Origin of the sequence: Geodermatophilus sp. Leaf369 (assembly GCF_001424455.1) — a bacterium.
Taxonomy (GTDB): domain Bacteria; phylum Actinomycetota; class Actinomycetes; order Mycobacteriales; family Geodermatophilaceae; genus Klenkia.
This window is the reverse complement of sequence record NZ_LMQA01000002.1, coordinates 691,626-712,577: the sequence shown is the minus strand read 5'-3', so window position 1 is coordinate 712,577 and position 20,952 is coordinate 691,626. Positions and strand designations below refer to the sequence as shown.

The following is a 20,952-nucleotide window of genomic DNA, read 5'->3' as shown; positions in this document are numbered from 1 at the left end:
ACCGCAGGCGCGCGCGTGAGCACCGCCCAGCTGCCGTTCACCGCCCGGCCGGCGCCCCCGCCGCGGTCCCCCGGGCGACGTCTGATCGACCGCGCCCTGGCCCGACCCAGCCTGGCGGCCCTGGTCGCCACGATCGCCGTCGTCGTCTTCTTCGCCCTGCAGGCGCCCCAGCTGCTGACCACCGGCGGCATCGCCACCGTGCTCGACGTGGCAGCCCTGCTCGGCATCGGCGGGGTCGCCGTGGCGATGCTGCTCATCGCCGGTCAGTTCGACCTCTCCGTCGGGGTCGTCGCCACCGGCAGCAGCCTGGTCACCGCGCTCCTGGTCAGCCAGGCGGGCTGGGGGCTGTGGCCGGCGCTGGGGGTCTCGCTGGCCGCCGCGCTGCTCACCGGGCTGGTCAACGGCCTGCTCGTGGTCAGCACCGGGCTGCCCAGCTTCCTGGTCACCCTGGCCACGTTCCTGGTGCTGCAGGGCACCTCGATCGCCGTCACCGAGGCCGTCGCCGGCTCCGGGCAGATCAGCGGGCTGTCGGCCGCCCCCGGCTGGGAGTCGGTGCGGGCGGTCTTCGGCCTGACCGTGCAGCTGGGCGACGGCCGCTTCCGGGTCTCGCTGCTGTGGTGGCTGGGCGTGACGCTGCTGGCCAGCTGGGTGCTCTGGCGCACCCGGTTCGGCAACGCGGTGCTCGGGTCCGGCGGCGCCCCCCGACCGGCCCGGGAGCTCGGCGTCCCGGTCACCCGGACCACGGTCACCCTCTTCCTGGGCACCGCCGCCGCCGGCTGGCTGATCGGCACCCTGGGCCTCGTCCGCCTGAGCGGGGTGCAGGTCGACCCGGTGCTGGGGGCGGAGATCGAGTACGTCGTCGTCGCCGTCATCGGCGGGTGCCTGCTCACCGGGGGCTACGGGTCGGCGGTCGGCGCCTCGATCGGGGCACTGCTCTACGCCGTGGCCCGCGAGGGGATCGTGCTGGCCGGCTGGGACCCGCGCTGGTTCCAGGCCTTCCTGGGCGTCCTGCTGCTGCTCGCGCTGCTGGCCAACGGCGTCGTCCGGCGTCGGCTGCTGGCGGTGCCACGGTCGTGACCGGCACCCAGCCGCCGCTCCCCTTCGAGGAGACCTTCCCCGGCGACCCGTCGGGTGACGCCGTCGCCGGTGACCCCACCGCTCCCCCCGCGGGCACCCCGGTGCTGGAGCTCAAGGGGCTCAGCGTCCGGTACGGCAACGTGCCCGCGCTGGCCCGGGTCTCGGCCCGACTGCGCGCCGGTGAGGTCACCTGCGTGCTGGGCGAGAACGGCGCCGGGAAGTCGACGCTGGTGCAGGTGCTGTCCGGGGTGCGCCGGCACGACGAGGGCGAACTGCTCCTCGACGGCACCGCGGTCCGCTTCCGGTCCCCCAAGCAGGCCCGCGCGCGCGGCATCGCCACCGTCTGGCAGGACCTCGCCGTCGCCCCGCTGATGAGCGTGTGGCGCAACTTCTTCCTCGGCTGCGAGCCCACCCGCGGGGTCTGGCCGCTGCGCCGACTGGACCGCGAGGGCGCCCGGGAGACCACGGTGCGGGCGATGGCCCGGGTCGGGGTCACCGACATCGACCCCGACCGCCCGGCCAGCGCGCTGCAGGCCGGCGAGCGGCACAGCCTGGCCATCGCCCGCGCCCTGCACTTCGGCGCCCGCGTGCTGGTGGTCGACGAGTCCTCCGCGCCCCTGACGGTCAGCCAGCACGCGCTGGTGCTCCAGTCGGTCAGCGCCGCCCGCGACCAGGGCCTGGCCGTCGTCCTGGTCACCCACAACACGCAGTACGCGCACATCGTCGGCGACCGCTTCCTGCTGCTCGCCGGCGGCGCCGTGGCCGGCAACCTCACCCGCGACGACGTCGACGTCGACGACCTCACCCGCCTGGTCGCCGGCGGTGACGACCTCACGGCGCTGGTCACCGTCCTCCGCGCCGCCCACCCCGACCTCCGCTGACCCGCCCCTGTCCGGTCATCTGGCAGGGATCCGGTCACCGGACACGCTGACCGGATCCCTGCAGGGTGACCGGATCACCCTGCGCGCGGACGACGACGGCGCCCGTCCAGCACCCGGAAGAGCGGTGGCCCGGGCGGGACCTGGGCCAGGAGACGCACCAGCCGGTCGAGAGCTCGCGGCCACCCCTGGTCGTCCAGGTCGGCGTCCACGACCGTCCAGAACCTCAGGCCGGCCGCGATGAGCGCCTCCCGCTGCCGCTTCTCCGCCCAGTGCGCCTGCTCGGTGGTCCGGCCACCCCACGGATCCCGGTACTTCACCCGCCCGTCGCAGGCCATCAGCACACGCTGCCGCCGCCAGAGCCCGTCGGCCTCCCACGTGACGGGCCCAGCGACGACGACCACCTGCAGCTGTGGGATCTCGATCGACGCCTCCACCAGCCGGAGCCTGGTCCGGGTCTCCAACGGGGAGTCCGCTCCGTCGCAGCTGAGGTCTGCCACCCGGCGGGCGGCGGCCACGCCCCGCTGGCCGGCGGCCTCGACCAGGGCCTCCGCCAGCTCCGCCTCGCTCAACCGCCCACCCCAGCGTGCGGCGTCGGTGAGGATCAGCGCCTCCTCCAGCGTCCACTCCCGGGCGCAGTCGACGACGGTGCGGGCGAGCGTGGTGACGGGCAGTCCCAGCCGGGTGGTGGTGGAGCCGGGTGGCAGCGGCGCGTGGGTGACCTCGTAGCCCCGGCCGCGCCGGTGCTGCGTCGGGTCGGTCAGAGTGACCGTCCCGCGCAGCCGGCGCGAAGTGGGCAGGCCCCACACCCGCGCGGCGGACAGCCCGCTCAGCACCGCTGACGGGCGGGCCAGGGTCAGCACCACGGCGGAGGCCTCCAGCACCGGGCGCCGGCCTTCGGCATCGGCCGCGGCCAGGACGTCGGTAGCGACGAACGCACCTCGCCGTAGCCGCACCCATGCGCCGGCGTCGACCAGGCGGCGCACCTCCTGGGGCCCGATGCCCGCGCGGACGAGGTCCCGGGTGCAGACGACGCCGTGCTGTCGCTCGGCCGCCAGCCGCAGGAAGGAGTGCACCCGTCCACCGTGCCGACCCGGAGGCTCCCGCGGGCGACGTTGGCAAGATCTGTGGACAACGAACAGCCGATCACCGTGCAGGGATCCGGTCGGCGTGTGCGGTGACCGGATCCCTGCCAGGTGACCGGCTGGGGTGGAGCGGGAGCGGGTCAGGCGGCGAGGCTGGGGTCGCAGTCGCGCAGGAGCTCGGTGAGGCGCTGCGTCTCTGCGGTCTCCCCGATCGCCTCGCTGGCCTTGGCCAGCTCGGTCACGCAGCGCAGGAAGCCCTGGTTGGGCTCGTGGCTCCACGGGACCGGGCCGAAGCCCTTCCAGCCGTTGCGGCGCAGCGCGTCCAGGCCGCGGTGGTAGCCGGTGCGGGCGTAGGCGTAGGCCTCGATGGTGCGGCCTCCCTGCAGCGCGTTCTCGGCCAGTGCGGCCCAGGCGGCGCTGACGGTCGGGTGTGCAGAGGCGACGACGGCCGGGTCGGTGCCGTCGGCCAGCGCGTCGTCGGCCTCGGGCTCCGCGGGCAGGCGGGTGGCCGGGGGCTCGCCGAGCAGGTTGTGGTGGGAGTGGGTCACGACTGGGCCCTGCCCGCCGACAGCAGGTCCTCACACGCGGTCTGCACGCGCTCGGCCATGCCGATCTCGGCGGCCTTCATGTAGGTGCGCGGGTCGTAGACCTTCTTGTTGCCGACCTCGCCGTCGATCTTCAGCACGCCGTCGTAGTTGCTGAGCATGTGCCCGGCGATGGGGCGGGTGAAGGCGTACTGGGTGTCGGTGTCGACGTTCATCTTCACGACGCCGTAGGACAGCGCCTCGCGGATCTCCTCCTGCGAGGAGCCCGACCCGCCGTGGAAGACCAGGTTGAACGGCTTGCTGCCGGCCTCGAGGCCGAGCTCGGCGACGACGACCTCCTGGCCCTCCTTGAGGACCTCGGGGCGCAGCTTCACGTTGCCCGGCTTGTAGACCCCGTGCACGTTGCCGAAGGTCGCGGCGAGCAGGTAGACGCCCTTCTCGCCGAGGCCGAGGGTCTTCGCGGTCTGGATGAAGTCGCCGGGGGCGGTGTAGAGCTTGTCGTTGATGTCGTGGCTGACGCCGTCCTCCTCGCCGCCGACGACGCCGATCTCGAGCTCCAGCACGATCTTCGCCGCGGAGGTCTTGGCGATCAGCTCCTCGGCGATGGACAGGTTCTCGTCCAGGTCGATGGCCGAGCCGTCCCACATGTGCGACTGGAACAGCGGGTTCTCGCCCCGGTCCACCCGCTCCTGGGACAGCGCGATGAGCGGCCGGACGTAGGAGTCCAGCTTCTCCTTCTGGCAGTGGTCGGTGTGCAGCGCCACCTGGACCGGGTACTGCTTCGCCACGACGTGGGCGTACTCGGCCAGCGCGCTGGCGCCGACCACCATGTCCTTGACCCGGGTGCCGGAGATGAACTCCGCACCACCGGTGGAGAACTGGATGATCCCGTCGCTGCCGGCGTCGGCGAACCCGCGCAGCGCGGCGTTGACCGTCTCCGAGGACGTGCAGTTGATGGCCGGGTAGGCGAAACCGCCCTCCTTCGCCCGGCTGATCATGTCGGCGTAGACCTCGGGGGTCGCGATGGGCACGGTGACGCTCCGATCAGATGAGGGGGTCCTGCTCACGGTCAGTATCCCGCTCCACCGGGGGGACGACGACAGCGGGCGAGCGCGGGACCGGGCAGGATCGTCCGCGTGGAGCCCGTGCATGCCGGTGGCGCCCGGGGGCTGCCGCGTGCCCTGGGCGCGGTCTTGGTGCTCGCCGGGGTCCTGGTGAGTTCGCTGACCACCGGCCGCGGGTCGCCGTGGGCGACCGTCCCCGCCGAGCTGGTCGCCAACGACCTGACCGCACTGGACCCCGCCTGGTGGGCGACGGTCGTGGTCGCCGTGGCCGGGACGTGGCTGGGTGCGTGGGTCGCGCTGGCCGCCCTGCCCCGCGGGGTCGCCGGCCGGGTGCTGGTCACGGTGGTCTACGTGCTGCCCCCGGCGCCGCTGGCGCTCGACGCCCTGCAGGTGGGTGGGCAGGACGCCGTGGTGGCCGTGGTCCTGCTGCTGGTGCTGTGGCCGGTCCCGTTGCTGCTGCTGTGGACCGGCCGGCACGCCCGGGCGGCCGCCACGGCGAGCGGCCTGGCGCTCGCTGGCCTGCTCGGGCAAGCGGTCGTTGTCGGCCGGCTGCTCGTGGACGGGGCCGGGCCGACCGGGGAGCTCTGGCTGGCGACCGGCGGGGTGCTCGCCGTGGCGGTCGGCGCCGGGGTGCTCCTGCGGGGGGAGCGGGTCAGCCCCTGACGACCGCGCTGGCCTTGCGGGCGGCGACGGCGACGACGTCGTAGGTCGGGGAGAACGGCGGGGCGTAGGACAGGTCCGACGCCGCCAGGTCCGCGGCGGTCATCCCGGCCCAGATCGCGGTGGCCAGGACGTCGACCCGCTTGCCCGCGCCCGGGCCGCCCACGACCTGACCGCCCAGGATCCGGCCCGAGCCGACCTCGGTGACCAGCTTGACCGTCAGCCCCTCGGCGCCGGGGTAGTAGCCGGCCCGGGTGGTGCCCTCGACGACGTCGCTGGTGAACGCGTAGCCGGCCTGCTCGGCCTGGGTGGTGCACAGGCCGGTGCGGCCGATCTCGGTGTCGCCCACCTTGGTCAGCGCCGTCCCCAGCACGCCGCCGAAACGGGCCGGCCGGCCGGCGATGACCGAGCCGGCCACCCGGCCCTGCTTGTTGGCGTGGGTGCCCAGCGCGACGTGCTGGGGCTCACCGGTGAGCTGGTGGTACGTCTGGACGCAGTCCCCGGCGGCGAACACGTCGGGGTGGCTGCGGCTGCGCATCGTGGCGTCGACGTCGATCCCGCCCGTCACCCCGATCGCGATGCCCGCGGCCTCGGCCAGCGATGCCTCCGGGCCCATGCCCAGCCCGAGGACGACGATCTCGGCGTCGTAGGAGCCCTCGTCGGTGCGCACCCCGCAGGCCCGTCCGTCGGCGTCCAGCAGCACCTCCTCGACCGCCTGGTCGGTGTGCACGGTCATCCCCAGCTCGCGCATCGCGGCCAGCACCAGGTCGCCCATGTCGGCGTCCAGCAGGCCCATCGGCAGCGGGTCGGCCAGCACGACGGTGACGTCCAGGCCGCGGGTCTGCAGCACCTCGGCCATCTCCAGGCCGATGTAGCCCCCGCCCATGACGACCGCGCGCCGGGGACCGTCGGCGGGCAGCTCGTCAATCGCGGCCCGGATGGCCTCGCCGTCGTCGAGCCGGTGCACGCCGAACACCCCCGGGGCGTCCAGGCCGGGGATCGGCGGGCGGGTGGGCTTGCCGCCGGTGGCGATCAGCAGGGTGTCGTAGTCGAACGAGCGACCGTCGGCGGTGGCCACCGTCCTGGCCTCGGTGTCGATCGCGGTGGCCCGGGTGCCGGTGTGCACGGTGAGCCCCTTGGACCGGTGCTCTTCGGGGGTGCGGGCGACCAGGGCGTCGCGGCCCTCGACCAGGTCACCGATCCAGTAGGGGATGCCGCAGGCGGAGAACGAGGTGTCCCCGCCCTGCTCGAGGACGACGATCTCCAGTTCGTCCTCGTCCCGGATCCGTCGCGCCTGGGCGGCGGCGGACATGCCCGCCGCGTCGCCCCCGATCACCAGCAGTCGTGCCCGCCCCGTCATGGACCGAGCGTCCCAGGAACCACCGGGTTCAGCGCAGCGAGGCCGCCCCGGCCAGGTCGGACACCGTCGCCGAGCGGAACATCTTGCCCGGGTTCAGCAGCCCCTGCGGGTCCAGCGCGGCCTTGACCGCCTGGTGCACCGACAGCGAGACCGGGCCGATCTCGCGCTCGAGCCAGTCGGTCTTGAGGTTGCCCACGCCGTGCTCGCCGGTGATCGTGCCGCCCAGCGACAGCCCGAGCTCGAGCACGTCGTCGAAGGCGCTGAACGCACGGGTGCGCTGGTCGTCGTCGGTGGGGTCGAACACGACGGTGGGGTGCATGTTGCCGTCCCCGGCGTGCCCGACGACGCCGATGACCAGACCACACCGCTCGGCGATGGCGTCGCAGCCGTCCAGGAACGCCGCGATCCGTGAGCGGGGGACGGCGACGTCGTCGATGAGCGTGGTGCCCAGCCGCTCCAGGGCGGGCAGCGCCATCCGGCGGGCGGTGAGCAGCAGGTCGCCCTCGGCCGGGTCGTCGGTGACGTGCACCAGGTCGGCGCCGGCGTCGCGGCACAGCTGGGCCAGCGCCTCCATCTCGTCGACCGCGGCCTGCCCGCCGGCGTCGGACTGGGCGACCAGCAGGGCGTGGGCGTCCCGGTCGAGGTCTGCCTTGAGCATGTCGTCCACGGCCCGGATGCAGGTCCGGTCCATCACCTCGAGCAGGCTCGGCACCAGGCCCGAGGTCACGACGGCCTCCACGACCTGCCCGGTCTGCGCGGTGGTGGTGAAGCTGGCGACCAGGGTGACCGGGGTCTTCGGGGCAGGGCGCAGCGACAGGGTCGCCTCGGTGATCACCCCGAGGGTGCCCTCGGACCCGACGAAGAGCCGGGCCAGGTCGTAGCCGGCCACGCCCTTCACCGTCCGGCGCCCGGTGCGCAGCACCCGGCCGTCGGCGAGCACGACCTCCAGGCCGAGCACGTAGTCGGTGGTCACGCCGTACTTGACACAGCACAGGCCGCCGGAGTTGTTGGCCAGGTTGCCGCCGATCGTGCACCAGTCGTAGGAGGACGGGTCCGGCGGGTAGAACAGCCCGTCGGTGGCCACCGCGTCGCGCAGCGCCTTGTTGACCACCCCGGGCTGGACGACGGCGAGCCGGTCGGCCGTGGACACCTCGAGGACCGCGTCCATCCGGGTGAGCACCAGGGTGATCGCCCCGTCGATGGCGTTGGCCGCCCCGGCCAGCCCCGACCCGGCACCGCGCGGGACGACGGGGACGCCGTGCGCCGAGGCGATCCGCATCACCGCGGAGACCTCGTCGGTGGTCCGGGGCAGCACGACCGCGGCCGGGGTGCCGGACTCGGCCAGCATCGCCTGGTCCCGGGCGTAGGCGGCGGTCACGTCGGGGTCGGTGAGCACGCTGCCGGCACCCAGGGCGTCGACGAGCTCGTCGAGCCAGGCGGGCACGGGTGCGGTGTGCGACGTCGTCGTCGCGGTGATGGCGGTCACGCGTCCACCGTACGACGGGCCACCGACATCCAGCTCCTGCACAGCCGACGCCCGTACGGTCCCGCCCCGTGACCGGCTTCCTCGACCCGACGAACCTGATCGACACCTTCGGGCTGATCGGCATCGCCGTGGTGCTGTTCGCCGAGTGCGGGCTGCTGGTCGGGTTCTTCCTGCCCGGGGACTCGCTGCTCTTCACCGCCGGGCTGCTGGCCGCCGCCGGCCGCATCGCCCCGCTGTGGGTGCTGCTGCTGGTGCTCCCGGTCGCGGCGATCGCCGGCAACCTGGTGGGCTGGTGGATCGGCCGGAAGGCCGGGCCGGCGGTGTTCCGTCGTCCGGACAGCCGCCTGTTCAAGGCCGACCACGTCGACCGGTCCCAGGCCTTCTTCGACCGGCACGGCCCACGCACCGTCCTGCTCGCCCGCTTCGTGCCGGTGGTGCGCACCTTCGCCACGGTGATGGCCGGCGCCTCCCGGATGGACCTGCGCCGCTTCGCCCTCTGGTCGGCCCTGGGCGGGGTGCTCTGGGCCGGTGGGCTGACCCTGCTCGGCTTCTGGCTGGGTCAGGTCGCCCTCGTCCGGGAGCACGTGGAGCTGTTCGTGCTCGGCGTCGTGGCGCTGTCCCTGCTGCCGGTGGTGGTCGAGGTGCTCCGCACCCGCCGGACGACGGCCTAGGCCAGACCCAGGTCGCGGAGGTCGAACGCGGCGAGGTAGGTGTACCCGGCGGCCTCGACGGCCGCGCGCGCCCCGCGGTCGACGATCACGGCGATGCCGACGACCTCGGCCCCGGCCTCGGTGAGCGCCTCGGCGGCGGTCAGCGGGCTGGTGCCGGTGGTGGAGACGTCCTCCACGACGAGCACCGTGCGGCCGGCGACGTCGGGGCCCTCGATCCGGCGCTGCAGGCCGTGCGCCTTGCCCTGCTTGCGGACGACGCAGGCGTCCAGGAAGCCCTGACCGTCGCTGGCCGCGTGCAGCATCGCCGTGGCCACCGGGTCGGCGCCCAGGGTCAGCCCGCCGACGACGTCGTAGGACAGGTCGACGGTGAGCTGGCGCATCACCCGGCCCACCAGCGGGGCCCCCTCGTGGTGCAGCGTCAGCCGGCGGAGGTCGATGTACCAGTCGGCCTCGGCGCCGGAGGACAGCGTCACCTTCCCGTGCACCACGGCGAGGTCGGTGATCAGCTCCAGGAGCCGGTCACGGTCGGGGTGGTGGGAGGGCGCGGTCATGCGTCCGACCGTACTGGGGACGACGATCCGGGCATGACCTCATCCTCGGACCGGGTGGCCGCGGCCGCCCTCGCCGTCGGTTCCGCCGTCGTCGGTGGCCTGGCCACCGACCCGGACAGTCGCTGGTTCCGCCGCCTGGACAAGCCGGCGTTCTACCCGCCGCCGCAGGCCTTCGGCATCGTCTGGAGCGCGCTCTACACCGGCATCGCCTGGGCCGGTGGCGAGGTCCTGAGCCGGGCCGACGGGCAGCAGCGCCACGACTTCGGCCGGGCCTACGCGGCGAACCTGGCGCTGAACACCGCCTGGACGCCGCTGTTCTTCCGGGCCCACCGGCCGTGGCTGGCCACCGCGGAGTCCGCTCTGCTCACCGCCTCCACGGTCGACCTGGTGCGGCGGGCCGACCGGGTGAGCCGTCCCGCGGCCGCGGCGCTGGTGCCCTACGCGGCCTGGACGGCGTTCGCGACGGTGCTGTCCGGGGCCATCGCCCGGCGGAACTGACCCACCACGCGCGGCAGGGCCGCCGTCCGGGGTGCGGACGGCGGCCCTGACGGGTCGTGCGGGGTTCGATCAGGCAGCGGCGGGCGCGAGGACCTGGTCGATGATGTAGACGGTCGCGTTCTCGGTCTGCACGTTGCCGCAGATGACGTTGGCGTCAGCGGAGGCCAGCAGGGTCTGGTCGGCCGAGATGGTGAACGACTCGCCGGAGCCCTCGATGGTGACGGTGTCGCCGAGCAGGGTGGTCTGCTCGCCGGCCAGCGCGTCGGGGGCCAGGCGGCCACCGATGACGTGGTGCTGCAGGACCGAGGTCAGCTGCGGCACGTCGGCCAGCAGGGCGTTGAGGTTCTCCGACGGGACGGCCTCGAACGCCGGGTTGGCCGGGGCCAGCACGGTGATGTCCTCGGCGGAGTTCAGGGTGTCGACCAGGTTGGCGGCCGTGACGGCCTGGACCAGGGTCGAGAGCACCGGGTTGCCGGAGGCGGCGGTGGCGACCGGCTGGGCGCTCATCGTGTCGAAGGAGCCCTCACCGTCGGTGGGGACCAGCGAGCAGGCCTCGCCGAAGGGCTCGGTGGAGGCGGCCTCGGTGGTCTCCGAGGAGGTGGCGCTCTCGGCGGCCGAGGAGGCAGCGGAGGTGGCCGAACCGACGGCGTCGCCGGCCTCGTCCGCGGCGTCGGAGCCACAGGCGGTCATGGTGAGCGCGAAGGCGGAGGTGGCGGCGATCAGGGCGCCACGGGTGAGACGGGTGCTCTTCATGGGGTGGTGCTCCTCGTACTCGTGCGACGGCGTGTCGCGGTGGGGGGTTGTCCCGGTCGGGCCGGGGCGCCTCCGGCCGGATGGCCGTCGACGAGCTCTGTGGGTGTGCTCAGCTGCTGGACAGCGGAAACACGGTTGGGTGGTTCGTGATCACGTCGTGACCACCCGGATCGAGTGCAGTCCGGTGGCGCCGTTCGGGAACGGGGCGACCCGCTCCTCGGTCTGCGTCTCACCGGTCGTGTCGGTGGCCCGGACGGTGAACTGGTGCTGGCCGGCGGCGAGGTCCACGGGCAGGACCCACTGGCGCCAGAGGTCGGCGTTCACCTCGGGGGACAGCTGCGCCTCCACCCAGTCGGCGTCGTCGACCTTGACCTCGACCTTGGCGATCCCCCGACCCTGGGCCCAGGCGACGCCCGCGACCGGGGTCGTGCCGGCGGGGATGTTGCGGAGGGCAGCCGGGGTGTCGATCCGGGAGAAGACCTTGATCGGGGCGTCGGTGGCCCAGTCCCGCTCGGTCCAGTAGGCGTCGACGGCGTCGTAGGTGGTCGCCTGGATCTCGGTGAGCCACTTGCAGGCCGACACGTAGCCGTAGAGACCGGGGATGAGCATCCGGACCGGGAAGCCGTGGTCCACCAGGAGCGGCTCGCCGTTCATGCCGATCGCCAGCATCGCGTCCTCGACGTCCAGTGCGGACTCAGTCGGGGTGCCGATGGTCATGCCGTCGGAGGACCGGCAGACCAGCTGGTTGGAGGAGGTCTGGACGCCGTTCTCGCGGAGGAAGTCCCCGAGCGGGACGCCGATCCAGCGGGCGGTGCTGGCCAGCTTGCCGCCGACCTCGTTGGAGACGCAGGTCAGCGTGATGTCCCGCTCGATCAGGTCGTCGCGGTCGAAGAGCTCCTGGAGCGTGAAGCTGCGGGGGCTGTCGAACATCCCGCTCAGCGTCAGCGAGTACTCCGAGGGGCTGATCTGGGGCACGGTGATGGCCGTGTCGACCCGGTAGAAGTCGGAGTTGGCGGTGAACAGCGGGGTCAGGTCGGGGGTGCTGGTCGCCAGGTCGGCACCGGCCGGCAGGGCCGGGGCGGCCGAGGACGGGCTGGGCAGGCTCAGGTCGGACCGGGCGCCGGCGACGTCGAAGCGACGCTGCAGCAGCCGGCCACCTCCGCCGGTGACGACGGCGGCACCCACCGCGACACCGGAGGTGAGGAAGAAGCGGCGGCGGTCGAGTGCGAAGCCCTTCCGGTCACCGGAGCCGAGCACCTCGCGCAGCCGGTCGACGATCGCCTCGTCGGCGTGCTGCCGGGAGGCTGTCGAGCCCCCACCCTCGACCCGGGCGACCGGGGCGGGGGCCGAGCTGCGGGCGGAGGCCAGCAGCGGGGAGACCAGCGCGCCGAGGGCGACCACGCCCACCAGGGCGCCGACCAGGGAGGGCAGCCCGTCGAGCAGGCCACCGGCCGGGCGGGTCACCGCGGCGACGACGCCGATGACGCCGAAGAGCGCGATGCCCAGGAAGCCGACCAGTCGGCTGCGCAGCGAGACCAGGCCGACGGCGAGGGCGTAGAGCGCGATGACGACCAGCACGCCGCCGATGAGGACGATCTTGTCGTCCTCGCCGAACTGCTCGATGGCGAAGCTCTTGAGCGACTCTGGGGTGAGCGTGATGGCCGCGTTGCCGACGGCGACGACCGGGCTGGAGGCGGGGCCCACGAGACCGGCGACCAGCTCCCCGACGCCCAGCGCGACGGCGGCGGCCAGGAGGCCGGCGAGGGCGGCGAGCACCCGACGCAGTCGACGGGCACCCCGGGTGGGGGCGTCGTCGGCGCCGGCTGCGGGGGCCGGGGACTGCTCGGTCAGGGTCACGCCCTGGGTTCGGGCCGAGTGCGTCAACGGTTCATCACGAACCTGTAACGACTGTGGAACGGGGCTGAGCACCGGCTGTGGGTCTGCGTGCCAGGGTGGGCCGGTGCCCCCCACGAGCAGCCCGTCCCCGAGCCCGGCCCCGCCGTCGTTGCGGATCGCGGTCGGCCTGCTGCTGCTGCTCGCGGTGCTGCTCCTGGCCAGCGGGGCGTTGACCCTGGCCGGGCGCGAGACGGTGGTCGACCGGTTCCTGTCCGTCCAGCCCGACCTGGACCGGGAGACCGTGATGCGGTCCCTCGTGCTGGGCCAGGTCCGCTACCTGCTGGTCGGGGTCGCCGCGCTCGTGGCGGCCGTCTTCCTGCTGCGCCGCCGGGCGTGGTCCCGCTGGCTGGGCCTGCTGGCCGTGCTGTTCCTGGGCCTGCTGACGCTGCTGTCGATGGTGGACGCCGGCGGCGCCACCCTGTTCTCCCTGCTGGTCGTGGTGCTCTGCGTCGGTGCCGCCAGCAGCCTGCTGGCCGGGACCACCGCCTCCGCCGTCGGGCGCGGTCGGACGCCGGGGAGCACCCCGGGGACCGCCGCGCCCGACCGGCGCAGCTGACCGGGGGTCAGCCGGGGAGGCCGGCCTTCCGACGCTGGCCCTGGACCCGGTACCAGTCGTTGGACGGCTTGAGCGCGAGCAGGGCGACCGCCGCGGCGAGCAGCAGGAACTGCAGCACGCCGAGCAGGGTGATCACCAGCAGCGGGGCGCCGAACACCGAGAAGACCCCCAACAGGCCCAGCCCGCCGAACACCCAGAGCACGATGCGCGCCCAGTTCTGGCCCTTCCAGGCGAAGTACGCCATGGTCCCGTAGAGAGCGACGCCGAGAAGCGTGACGATCGCGCCCGCGGTCACCCCCGTGGTGCTGATCGAGTCGGTCAGCGACGAGCCGAACGTGGCCTCGTAGTCGGCCCGGCTGTAGCCGAGGTCCTCGAAGGCCTGGTCGACGTAGGCGTCCAGGTTGACGAACGTGATGATCGAGGTGATCAGCCCGATGACGGCCGCGGCCACGAAGGCGTAGATGCCGTACGTGACCGTGCTCGGCCGCGACATCGGCGGCGGGACCGGCCCACCGGGGCCCGGCTGGCCGTACCCCTGCTGGCCGTACCCGGGCTGGCCGTACGCCTGCTGCTGCCCGTACGGCGGCTGGCCGTACTGCGGCTGTCCCTGCTGCTGACCCCAGCCCGACGGCGGCTGCTGGCCGTAGCCGCCCTGGGGCTGCTGCCCCCAGCCACCCTGCGGCTGCTGGCCGTACCCGCCCTGCGGGGTGGGGCCTGCGCCCTGCCCGCCCTGTTCTCCCCAGCCGGGCTGCCCCTGCTGGCCGTACCCCTGCGGTCCGGACACTGACTGCTCCTCGCTGACGACTGCACTGGCGCGGGGATCATGTCCTGTCCGGTCCGCCGGTGGGCGCCGACGTGCCGACCGGCCACCCGATCGGGCGGGGTGCGTCCGGTCGCACCCACTCCCGGCTGTCCGGGTGCAGCAGCAGCCCGAGGACGACCACCCCGGCGAGCACTCCCCACGGGGAGAGGGACACCGTCGCCACCGCCAGCCCGGCGACCTCGACGACCACCAGCACCCACCAGGCCCACCGGTGCCGGCCGTGGAACGCCCTGAGCACCAGGCCCCACCCGACCAGCAGGCCGACCACACCGCCGAGCACCGGCCCGGCCACCCCGGCCGGCTCCGCGAGGGCGAACGTCGACAGCGCCAGGAGGGGCAGCCCGACCAGGACCATCTGCAGCACCCCCAGCCGCACGACCCACCGCGTCGCCTGCAGCCCGCGCACCCGGGACCGCACCCCGCCCACCACGCCCATGCCGCCCACCCCGTCCGTCCCGGCGACCGGACCACCCGGCCGCGCAGGAGGGACGGTGTCAGCCGGGACCGACCCCGCGCGGGCTCCGTCCACAGCCTGTGGACGGAGCCCGCACAGGGGTCAGGCGACCGGCTCGGCCCGCCGCACGGTCAGCCCGGCGTCGGTGGCCCCGCCGGTCGCGTCCCAGGCCACGTCGACCTCCACGCCGTCGCCGTCCCGGACCTCGCCGGACAGCAGCGCCCGGGCCAGCTGGTCCCCGATCGCCGACTGCACCAACCGGCGCAGCGGGCGGGCGCCGTAGACCGGGTCGAACCCGGTCATCGCCAGCCACTCCTTGGCCGCGTCGGAGACCCGCAGGGTCAACCGACGGGCGGCCAGCCGGCGGGCCAGCACCCCGACCTGGATGTCGACGATGCCGGTCAGCTCCTCGGTGCCCAGCGCCCGGAAGACGACCACGTCGTCGAGCCGGTTGAGGAACTCGGGCTTGAAGTGCGCCCGGACCACCTCGTCGACGGCCCGCCGCTTGGCGTCCGCGGCGATGGACTGGTCGGCGATCACCTGGGAGCCGAGGTTGGAGGTCAGCACCAGGATCGTGTTCCGGAAGTCCACGGTTCGGCCCTGGCCGTCGGTCAGCCGGCCGTCGTCGAGCACCTGCAGCAGCACGTCGAAGACGTCGGGGTGGGCCTTCTCCACCTCGTCGAGCAGCACGACCGTGTACGGACGACGACGCACCGCCTCGGTGAGCTGCCCGCCGGCCTCGTAGCCGACGTACCCGGGAGGCGCCCCCACGAGCCGGGACACCGAGTGCTTCTCGGCGTACTCGCTCATGTCGATGCGGACCATGGCCCGCTCGTCGTCGAAGAGGAACTCCGCGAGCGCCTTGGCCAGCTCGGTCTTGCCCACGCCGGTGGGGCCCAGGAAGAGGAAGGACCCGGTGGGGCGGTCGGGGTCGGCCACCCCGGACCGCGCCCGTCGGACGGCGTCGGCGACGACCCGCACGGCGTCGGGCTGGCCGACCACCCGCCCGGCGAGCACGTCCTCCATCCGCAGCAGCTTGGCGGTCTCGCCCTCCAGGAGCCGGCCGGCCGGGATGCCGGTCCAGGCCTGCACGACCTCGGCGATGTCGTCGGGGCCGACCTCCTCCTTGAGCATGGAGGCCTCGCCGGTGGCACCGGAGGCCTCGGCCAACGCCTTCTCCAGGGCCGGGAGCTGGCCGTAGCGCAGCTCGGCGGCCCGCGCCAGGTCGCCGTCCCGCTCGGCCCGCTCGGCGTCGGAACGGACCGCCTCCAGCCGCTCCTTGGTCTCCCGGATGCGGTCGATGGCGCCCTTGTCCTGCTGCCAGCGGGCGGTGAGCTCGTCGAGCAGCTCGCGCCGGTCGGCCAGGTCCTCGCGCAGTGCGACCAGCCGGGCCTGCGAGGACTCGTCGTCCTCCTTCGCCAGCGCCATCTCCTCGATCTCCAGCCGGCGGACGACGCGCTCGACCTCGTCGACCTCGACCGGGCGGCTGTCGATCTCCATCCGCAACCGGCTGGCCGCCTCGTCGACGAGGTCGATGGCCTTGTCGGGGAGGAAGCGGGCGGTCACGTACCGGTCGGACAGGGTCGCGGCGGAGACGATCGCGGCGTCGGTGATCCGCACACCGTGGTGCACCTCGTAGCGCTCCTTGAGCCCCCGCAGGATGCCGATCGTGTCCTCGACGGTGGGTTCACCGACGAAGACCTGCTGGAAGCGCCGCTCCAGCGCGGCGTCCTTCTCGATGTGCTCGCGGAACTCGTCCAGCGTCGTGGCGCCGACCATCCGCAGCTCGCCGCGGGCCAGCATCGGCTTGATCATGTTCCCGGCGTCCATCGCGGAGTCGCCGCTCGCGCCGGCCCCGACGATGGTGTGCAGCTCGTCGATGAAGGTGACGATCTCGCCGTCGGACTCGGTGATCTCGGTGAGCACGGCCTTGAGCCGCTCCTCGAACTCCCCGCGGAACTTGGCCCCGGCGACCATCGCGGACAGGTCCAGGCTCATCAGCCGCTTGCCCTTGAGGCTCTCCGGCACGTCGCCGGCGACCATCCGCTGGGCCAGGCCCTCGACGATGGCTGTCTTGCCCACGCCGGGCTCCCCGATGAGGACCGGGTTGTTCTTGGTCCGGCGGGAGAGCACCTGCACGACCCGGCGGATCTCGGCGTCCCGGCCGATGACCGGGTCCACCTTGCCCTCCCGGGCCCGCTCGGTGAGGTCGACGGCGTACTTCTCCAGCGCCTTGTAGGTGCCCTCGGGGTCGGCGGAGGTGACCTTGCGGGTGCCCCGCACGGTGCGGAAGGCCGCGAGGAGCGCGTCGTCGGTGGCCCCGGCACCGGTGAGCACGGCGCCGGCCTCGCCGCCGACGGTGGCCAGCTCGACCAGCAGGTGCTCGGTGGACACGAACTCGTCACCCAGGGCCGTGGCCTGCTCGCCGGCGGCGTTGACCACCCGCAGGAGGTCCCGGGACGGCGACGGCGCGGCGACCGTGGAGCCGGACACGCTGGGCAGCCGGCGCAGCGCGCTCTCGGCCTTGGCCCGCACCTCCCCCGGGATGGCGCCGGTGGCCTGCAGCAGCGGACCGGTGATGCCCTCGGGCTGGTCCAGCAGGGCGACCAGCAGGTGCAGCGGCTCCAGCGCCGCCTGCCCGCGGTCGACCGCCAGCCGCTGGGCCGCGGCGATGGCCTCCTGCGAACGGGTGGTGAGCTTGTCCATGGTCGGGGTGGGGTCCTCTCGGGTGGGGTGCGCGGGTGACTCGTCGGGACAACGGGCGGTGGGTTGAGTCTGTTCCGCTCAACTCTGCGCGTCCAGTCGGGCACGACCCGGTCGCGTGTCGGAACCGACAGGCCCGCGCACCGCCCAACCCGGTCGGGCACCACCTAGGCTGACCCGATGACGGACACCCCGTCGCCGAGCGTGGCTCTCGACGACCAGCTCTGCTTCGCCCTGTACGCCGCCTCGCGGGCGGTGACCGCGCGCTACCGCCCGATGCTGGACCGGATGGGCCTCACCTATCCCCAGTACCTGGTGATGATGCTGCTCTGGGAGACCGACGGGCAGACCGTGGGCCAGCTCGGCGCCCGGCTCTCCCTGGACTCCGGCACGCTGTCGCCCCTGCTCAAGCGGCTGACCGCCGCCGGGCTGGTCAGCCGGCACCGCCGGGTGGACGACGAGCGGTCGGTCTCGATCCTGCTCACCGACGCCGGTCGCGCCCTGCAGACCCAGGCGATGGACGTGTCGAGCGAGATGATCGGGGCACTGGGCCTGGAGATGGCCGAGTTCGACCACCTCAAGGACGAGCTGCGGGCCCTCACCGAACGCGTCGCGGAGGACGGGAACACTCTCCGCGGCTGATCGGTTGTGCACGACCGAACGGGGTCACCAGGCGGTGGCCCCTCGTCGACAGAGGAGTCAGCATGCCCACTCGCACCGCACGCACCGCCTGGAACGGCACCCTGGAAGAGGGCTCGGGCCAGGTCGAGCTCACCAGCTCGAAGGTCGGCACCTACGAGGTCTCCTTCCCCAAGCGGGCGGCGGACGAGGCCGGCGGCACCACCTCCCCCGAGGAGCTCATCGCCGCGGCCCACTCGTCCTGCTACGCCATGCAGCTCTCGGCCCTGATCGCCCAGGCCGGCGGCACCCCGCAGTCCCTGGACGTCTCCGCTGACGTCTCCCTGGGCCCGGACTCCGCCAACGGCGGCTTCAAGCTCACCGGCATCAAGCTGACCGTCCGCGGCGAGGTCGACGGCCTCGACGCCGCCGGCTTCGACAAGGCCGCCCAGGACGCCAAGGCCGGCTGCCCGGTCAGCAAGGCCCTCACCGGCGTCGAGATCACCCTGGACGCCGCGCTCGAGTCCTGATCGACCACGCCACGCCACGCCACGGCCCGCCCCCGCACCGGGGGCGGGCCGTCGTGCTGTCCGGACCCTGGGTGCGCGCACAGCGGGCGCACGGGGGACGGCGGCACCGTGGGGGGCATGACACCTCCCGCCGAGCACCTCCTGGAGACCCGTCGGCGCGGCACGCTGCGGCTGCGGCTGGCCACCGCCGGCGTCGCCACCGCCGCGCTGCTCGCCACCGGGGCGGCGACGGTCGCCCTCGCCGACACCGGGACGACGGCCACCGCCGAGTCGAGCAGCGCCGCGTCGAGCGGCACTGGGTCCACCACCGCCGGGTCGAGCAGCAGCACCGACGACGGCATCTCGTCGTCCGCCGGCGTGGGCCCGTCGTCCTCGAGCACCGCCGACGCCTCCTCCGGCGGCAGCTGAGCCCTCAGGTCCGCCAGGTGTAGCGCCGCTCGGGCCGCCCGGTCGTGCCGTACCGCAGGTGCACGACCGCCTGCCCGGTCGACAGGTGGTGCTCCAGGTAGCGCCGGGCGCTGACCCGGGAGGCCCCCAGCGCCTCGGCGCACTCCGAGGCCGACAGCCCCGGCTCCCCCGCCGCCCGCAGCACCTGCTCCACCCGCTGGGCGGTCTCCCGGGACAACCCCTTGGGCAGACCCCGGGCCAACTGCGCCTCGCGCGGCCCGGTGAATGCCCGGTCGACGTCGGACTGCTCCGCCGCCCCGACGGAGGACAGGTGCTCGCGCACCTCCCGGTAGTGCAGCAGCCGCACCCGCAGGTCCTCGGCGGTGAACGGCTTGAGCAGGTAGGACACCGCCCCGCCGCGGACGGCGGCCTGCACGGTGTCCACCTCGCGGGCCGCGGTGACCATGAGGACGTCGACGTCCGGGCTGGACTCCCGCAGCCGGCGCAGCACCTCGGTGCCGACCAGGTCGGGGAGGTGGACGTCGAGCAGCACCAGGTCCACCCCGCCCAGGTCCACCCGGTCCAGCGCGTCCTGACCGGTGGCGGCCACGCCGACCACGGTGAACCCGTCGACCCGGCCGACGAACCCGCGGTTCACCGCGGCCACCATCGGGTCGTCGTCGACCACGAGCACCCGCACGCTCACGCCGCACCCACCGTCGAGGACGCCAGCTCCGCGGCGCCCACCGGCAGCCGGGCGGTGAACACCGCTCCCCCGCCGGCCGGGGAGTCCACCCGCACGTCCCCGCCGCGGCGGCCGGCGACCAGCTGCACCAGGGCCAGGCCCTGACCGCGCCCCTCCCCGGGCTTGGTCGACACCCCGCGGCGGAACACCGAGTGCAGCACGGCGTCGTCCACACCCGGGCCGTCGTCGGCCACCCGGACCACGACCTCGTCGTCGGCCACCCGCACGTCGACCTGCACCCGGGCGCCGGGCCGGTCGGCGACGGCGTCCAGCGCGTTGTCCACCAGGTTGCCCAGCACGGTCACCAGGTCGGCGGCCAGGCCGGGGGCGACCCGGGGCAGCGCGCTGCCGTCGGTCACGACCACGGTCGCGCCGCGCTCCCGGGCCAGGCTGGACTTCGCCGCCACCAGGGCGCCGACCGCCGGGTCGGCCAGCCGCCGGGTCACCGCGTCGTCCAGCACCGCACCGTCCCGCCCGAGCGCCTCGATGAAGACGACCACCTCGTCGTGCAGCCCGAGCTGCACCAGGCCGGAGATGGTGTGCAGCCGGTTGGCGAACTCGTGGGTCTGGGCGCGCAGGGTGTCCCCGACGTCGCGGCTGGCGACCAGCTGCTGCTGCAGCGCGACCAGCTCGGTGTGGTCGCGCAGGGTCGTGACCGAGCCGAGCACCCGGCCGGCACGGTGCAGGTCGGTGCGGGTGAGCACGAGCAGCCGACCGCTGCGGACGACCATCCGGTCGGGGTCGGGGGTGCCGGTGGCCCCGGTCAGCAGGCCGAGCAGCGGCTGCTCGGTGACGTGGTCGGCCAACGGGGCCCCCACGCAGTCCTCGGGCAGGTCCAGCAGCTCGACCGCGGCCTCGTTGACCAGCGTCACGCGCCCGTCGGCGTCCAGGCCGAGCACGCCCTCGCGGATGCCGTGCAGCATCGCCTCGCGGTGCTCGGTGAGCGCGGCGATCTCGGTCGGCTCCAGGCCGAGGGTCTGCCGCTTGACCCGGCGGGCCAGCAGCACCGAGCCGGCCACCCCGAGGACGCCGGCGACCAGCAGGTAGGTGAGCAGGTCGGGCAGCGCGGTGACCAGCAGCGCGGCGGTGCTGGGGTCGTCCTGGGCGACGACGACGGTGCCCAGCAGCGTGCCGTCGTCGGCCAGCACCGGGGCGCGGGCGGCCCGGACGTCCCGGTCGCCCAGCGTCGTCCCCCCGCTCCACCCGGCGCCCAGGGACACCGCGCCGTCGTCGGCGCCGGGGGTGAGCACGGTGCGCAGCAGCCGCGGGTCGTCGGGGGCGGCGAGCACGGTGCCGTCGGCGTCGGTGACGACGATCGAGTCGACCGCGTTGGTGGTGCGCAGGTCCTCCACCACCGGGGCGAGCTGGACGCCGTCGGCCACCCGGGCCAGCTCGTAGCGCAGCACCGGCAGGCTCGCCGCGTACTCGGCGACCGCCCGCACCCGCCGGTCGGCACCGGTCTCGCTGGTGAACCGGCTCTGCGCGACCGACACCGCGGCGACGCCGAGCACCACGACGGCGACCAACCCGAGCTGGAAGGCCAGCAGCCGGCCGGCCAGCGAGGTGGGACGTCGGTTCACGGGCCCATGATGGCCCGCCCCGTGGCGTGCCC

At 74.2% G+C, this 20,952-nt stretch carries 22 protein-coding genes; 9 read left to right on the top strand and 13 right to left on the bottom strand.

Going from position 1 to position 20,952, the window contains the following annotated elements:
* Positions 1 to 15: 15 nt before the first annotated feature.
* Entirely contained in the window at positions 16 to 1,077 is a 1,062-nt protein-coding gene (locus tag ASG36_RS12260) for an ABC transporter permease (protein ID WP_200944452.1), read from the top strand.
* Positions 1,074 to 1,958 carry an ATP-binding cassette domain-containing protein gene (locus tag ASG36_RS12255; protein ID WP_082523043.1) on the top strand — a complete coding sequence of 295 codons (885 nt, stop codon included), beginning with the start codon at positions 1,074 to 1,076 and terminating at the stop codon, positions 1,956 to 1,958. Before ASG36_RS12260 ends, ASG36_RS12255 begins: the two co-directional genes overlap by 4 nt.
* Positions 1,959 to 2,032: 74 nt before the next feature.
* Here ASG36_RS12255 and ASG36_RS12250 read toward each other — a convergent pair whose 3' ends face one another.
* The 3 genes from ASG36_RS12250 to fbaA form a co-directional block, all read right to left on the bottom strand.
* The gene (locus ASG36_RS12250) at positions 2,033 to 3,031 is read right to left on the bottom strand and encodes a type IV toxin-antitoxin system AbiEi family antitoxin domain-containing protein (protein WP_055764097.1); all 999 of its coding nucleotides are present in this window, start codon (positions 3,029 to 3,031) and stop codon (positions 2,033 to 2,035) included.
* Positions 3,032 to 3,180: 149 nt separating this feature from the next.
* Positions 3,181 to 3,588: a DUF3151 domain-containing protein gene (locus ASG36_RS12245; RefSeq protein ID WP_055764095.1), complete on the bottom strand. Its 408-nt coding sequence runs from the start codon at positions 3,586 to 3,588 to the stop codon at positions 3,181 to 3,183.
* Complete coding sequence (gene fbaA, locus ASG36_RS12240; protein WP_055764093.1) at positions 3,585 to 4,616, bottom strand: class II fructose-bisphosphate aldolase; 1,032 nt, start codon at positions 4,614 to 4,616, stop codon at positions 3,585 to 3,587. Before fbaA ends, ASG36_RS12245 begins: the two co-directional genes overlap by 4 nt.
* Positions 4,617 to 4,721: 105 nt before the next feature.
* Here fbaA and ASG36_RS12235 point away from each other — a divergent pair, with 105 nt between their 5' ends.
* Positions 4,722 to 5,312, top strand: a complete 591-nt coding sequence (locus tag ASG36_RS12235; protein ID WP_055764091.1) for a hypothetical protein — start codon at positions 4,722 to 4,724, stop codon at positions 5,310 to 5,312.
* Here the strand turns inward: ASG36_RS12235 and ASG36_RS12230 are convergent.
* Positions 5,302 to 6,669 carry an FAD-dependent oxidoreductase gene (locus ASG36_RS12230; protein WP_055764089.1) on the bottom strand — a complete coding sequence of 456 codons (1,368 nt, stop codon included), beginning with the start codon at positions 6,667 to 6,669 and terminating at the stop codon, positions 5,302 to 5,304. The genes ASG36_RS12235 and ASG36_RS12230 overlap by 11 nt on opposite strands.
* Positions 6,670 to 6,697: 28 nt before the next feature.
* Positions 6,698 to 8,155: an FAD-binding oxidoreductase gene (locus tag ASG36_RS12225; protein ID WP_235494916.1), complete on the bottom strand. Its 1,458-nt coding sequence runs from the start codon at positions 8,153 to 8,155 to the stop codon at positions 6,698 to 6,700.
* A 68-nt stretch (positions 8,156 to 8,223) separates the two neighbouring features.
* Here ASG36_RS12225 and ASG36_RS12220 point away from each other — a divergent pair, with 68 nt between their 5' ends.
* Positions 8,224 to 8,826, top strand: coding sequence for a DedA family protein (locus ASG36_RS12220; protein ID WP_055764087.1), 603 nt, complete (start codon positions 8,224 to 8,226; stop codon positions 8,824 to 8,826).
* Here ASG36_RS12220 and pyrE read toward each other — a convergent pair.
* Positions 8,823 to 9,377 (bottom strand): orotate phosphoribosyltransferase, encoded by a 555-nt coding sequence (pyrE, locus tag ASG36_RS12215; RefSeq protein WP_055764086.1) that lies wholly within the window; start codon positions 9,375 to 9,377, stop codon positions 8,823 to 8,825. The genes ASG36_RS12220 and pyrE overlap by 4 nt on opposite strands.
* 33 nt (positions 9,378 to 9,410) lie before the next feature.
* Here pyrE and ASG36_RS12210 point away from each other — a divergent pair, with 33 nt between their 5' ends.
* Complete coding sequence (locus ASG36_RS12210; RefSeq protein WP_055764084.1) at positions 9,411 to 9,875, top strand: TspO/MBR family protein; 465 nt, start codon at positions 9,411 to 9,413, stop codon at positions 9,873 to 9,875.
* Between the two features lie 69 nt (positions 9,876 to 9,944).
* Here ASG36_RS12210 and ASG36_RS12205 read toward each other — a convergent pair whose 3' ends face one another.
* Positions 9,945 to 10,628 (bottom strand): fasciclin domain-containing protein, encoded by a 684-nt coding sequence (locus ASG36_RS12205; protein ID WP_055764081.1) that lies wholly within the window; start codon positions 10,626 to 10,628, stop codon positions 9,945 to 9,947.
* 150 nt (positions 10,629 to 10,778) lie between these two features.
* Positions 10,779 to 12,485 carry a molybdopterin-dependent oxidoreductase gene (locus ASG36_RS12200; protein ID WP_200944451.1) on the bottom strand — a complete coding sequence of 569 codons (1,707 nt, stop codon included), beginning with the start codon at positions 12,483 to 12,485 and terminating at the stop codon, positions 10,779 to 10,781.
* Positions 12,486 to 12,588: 103 nt separating this feature from the next.
* Between ASG36_RS12200 and ASG36_RS12195 the strand changes: the two genes are divergently transcribed.
* On the top strand, positions 12,589 to 13,080 hold the full coding sequence (locus ASG36_RS12195) for a hypothetical protein (protein ID WP_157498782.1): 492 nt from the start codon (positions 12,589 to 12,591) through the stop codon (positions 13,078 to 13,080).
* A gap of 7 nt (positions 13,081 to 13,087) precedes the next feature.
* On the opposite strand, the gene ASG36_RS21960 is transcribed toward ASG36_RS12195, so the two are convergent.
* The 3 genes from ASG36_RS21960 to clpB form a co-directional block, all read right to left on the bottom strand.
* Positions 13,088 to 13,864: a hypothetical protein gene (locus ASG36_RS21960; protein WP_055764077.1), complete on the bottom strand. Its 777-nt coding sequence runs from the start codon at positions 13,862 to 13,864 to the stop codon at positions 13,088 to 13,090.
* 37 nt (positions 13,865 to 13,901) lie between these two features.
* Complete coding sequence (locus tag ASG36_RS12185) at positions 13,902 to 14,339, bottom strand: hypothetical protein (RefSeq protein WP_157498781.1); 438 nt, start codon at positions 14,337 to 14,339, stop codon at positions 13,902 to 13,904.
* Positions 14,340 to 14,459: 120 nt separating this feature from the next.
* Positions 14,460 to 17,063: an ATP-dependent chaperone ClpB gene (gene clpB / locus ASG36_RS12180; RefSeq protein ID WP_055764073.1), complete on the bottom strand. Its 2,604-nt coding sequence runs from the start codon at positions 17,061 to 17,063 to the stop codon at positions 14,460 to 14,462.
* 177 nt (positions 17,064 to 17,240) lie between these two features.
* Here clpB and ASG36_RS12175 point away from each other — a divergent pair, with 177 nt between their 5' ends.
* The 3 genes from ASG36_RS12175 to ASG36_RS12165 all read left to right on the top strand — a co-directional run bounded on the left by ASG36_RS12175 (position 17,241) and on the right by ASG36_RS12165 (position 18,616).
* On the top strand, positions 17,241 to 17,702 hold the full coding sequence (locus tag ASG36_RS12175; RefSeq protein WP_055764070.1) for a MarR family winged helix-turn-helix transcriptional regulator: 462 nt from the start codon (positions 17,241 to 17,243) through the stop codon (positions 17,700 to 17,702).
* Between the two features lie 62 nt (positions 17,703 to 17,764).
* A complete protein-coding gene (locus ASG36_RS12170) occupies positions 17,765 to 18,208 on the top strand; it encodes an OsmC family protein (protein ID WP_055764068.1) in 444 nt (147 codons plus the stop codon).
* Positions 18,209 to 18,325: 117 nt separating this feature from the next.
* Positions 18,326 to 18,616, top strand: a complete 291-nt coding sequence (locus tag ASG36_RS12165; RefSeq protein ID WP_055764066.1) for a hypothetical protein — start codon at positions 18,326 to 18,328, stop codon at positions 18,614 to 18,616.
* 4 nt (positions 18,617 to 18,620) lie between these two features.
* Here the strand turns inward: ASG36_RS12165 and ASG36_RS12160 are convergent, their stop codons facing one another.
* Together ASG36_RS12160 and ASG36_RS12155 are read right to left on the bottom strand one after the other, a co-directional pair.
* Positions 18,621 to 19,301 carry a response regulator gene (locus tag ASG36_RS12160; protein ID WP_082523041.1) on the bottom strand — a complete coding sequence of 227 codons (681 nt, stop codon included), beginning with the start codon at positions 19,299 to 19,301 and terminating at the stop codon, positions 18,621 to 18,623.
* Positions 19,298 to 20,920 carry an ATP-binding protein gene (locus tag ASG36_RS12155; RefSeq protein WP_055764064.1) on the bottom strand — a complete coding sequence of 541 codons (1,623 nt, stop codon included), beginning with the start codon at positions 20,918 to 20,920 and terminating at the stop codon, positions 19,298 to 19,300. Before ASG36_RS12155 ends, ASG36_RS12160 begins: the two co-directional genes overlap by 4 nt.
* Between the last annotated feature and the right edge of the window lie 32 nt (positions 20,921 to 20,952).

What these genes read in the sequence shown, in the direction of transcription:
- ASG36_RS12230 (WP_055764089.1), bottom strand. Translation starts at nt 6,669, where the DNA reads ATGACGGGGCGGGCACGACTGCTGGTGATCGGGGGCGACGCGGCGGGC.
- pyrE (WP_055764086.1), bottom strand. Translation starts at nt 9,377, where the DNA reads ATGACCGCGCCCTCCCACCACCCCGACCGTGACCGGCTCCTGGAGCTG.
- ASG36_RS12210 (WP_055764084.1), top strand. Translation starts at nt 9,411, where the DNA reads ATGACCTCATCCTCGGACCGGGTGGCCGCGGCCGCCCTCGCCGTCGGT.
- ASG36_RS12205 (WP_055764081.1), bottom strand. Translation starts at nt 10,628, where the DNA reads ATGAAGAGCACCCGTCTCACCCGTGGCGCCCTGATCGCCGCCACCTCC.
- ASG36_RS12185 (WP_157498781.1), bottom strand. Translation starts at nt 14,339, where the DNA reads ATGGGCGTGGTGGGCGGGGTGCGGTCCCGGGTGCGCGGGCTGCAGGCG.
- clpB (WP_055764073.1), bottom strand. Translation starts at nt 17,063, where the DNA reads ATGGACAAGCTCACCACCCGTTCGCAGGAGGCCATCGCCGCGGCCCAG.
- ASG36_RS12175 (WP_055764070.1), top strand. Translation starts at nt 17,241, where the DNA reads ATGACGGACACCCCGTCGCCGAGCGTGGCTCTCGACGACCAGCTCTGC.
- ASG36_RS12170 (WP_055764068.1), top strand. Translation starts at nt 17,765, where the DNA reads ATGCCCACTCGCACCGCACGCACCGCCTGGAACGGCACCCTGGAAGAG.
- ASG36_RS12165 (WP_055764066.1), top strand. Translation starts at nt 18,326, where the DNA reads ATGACACCTCCCGCCGAGCACCTCCTGGAGACCCGTCGGCGCGGCACG.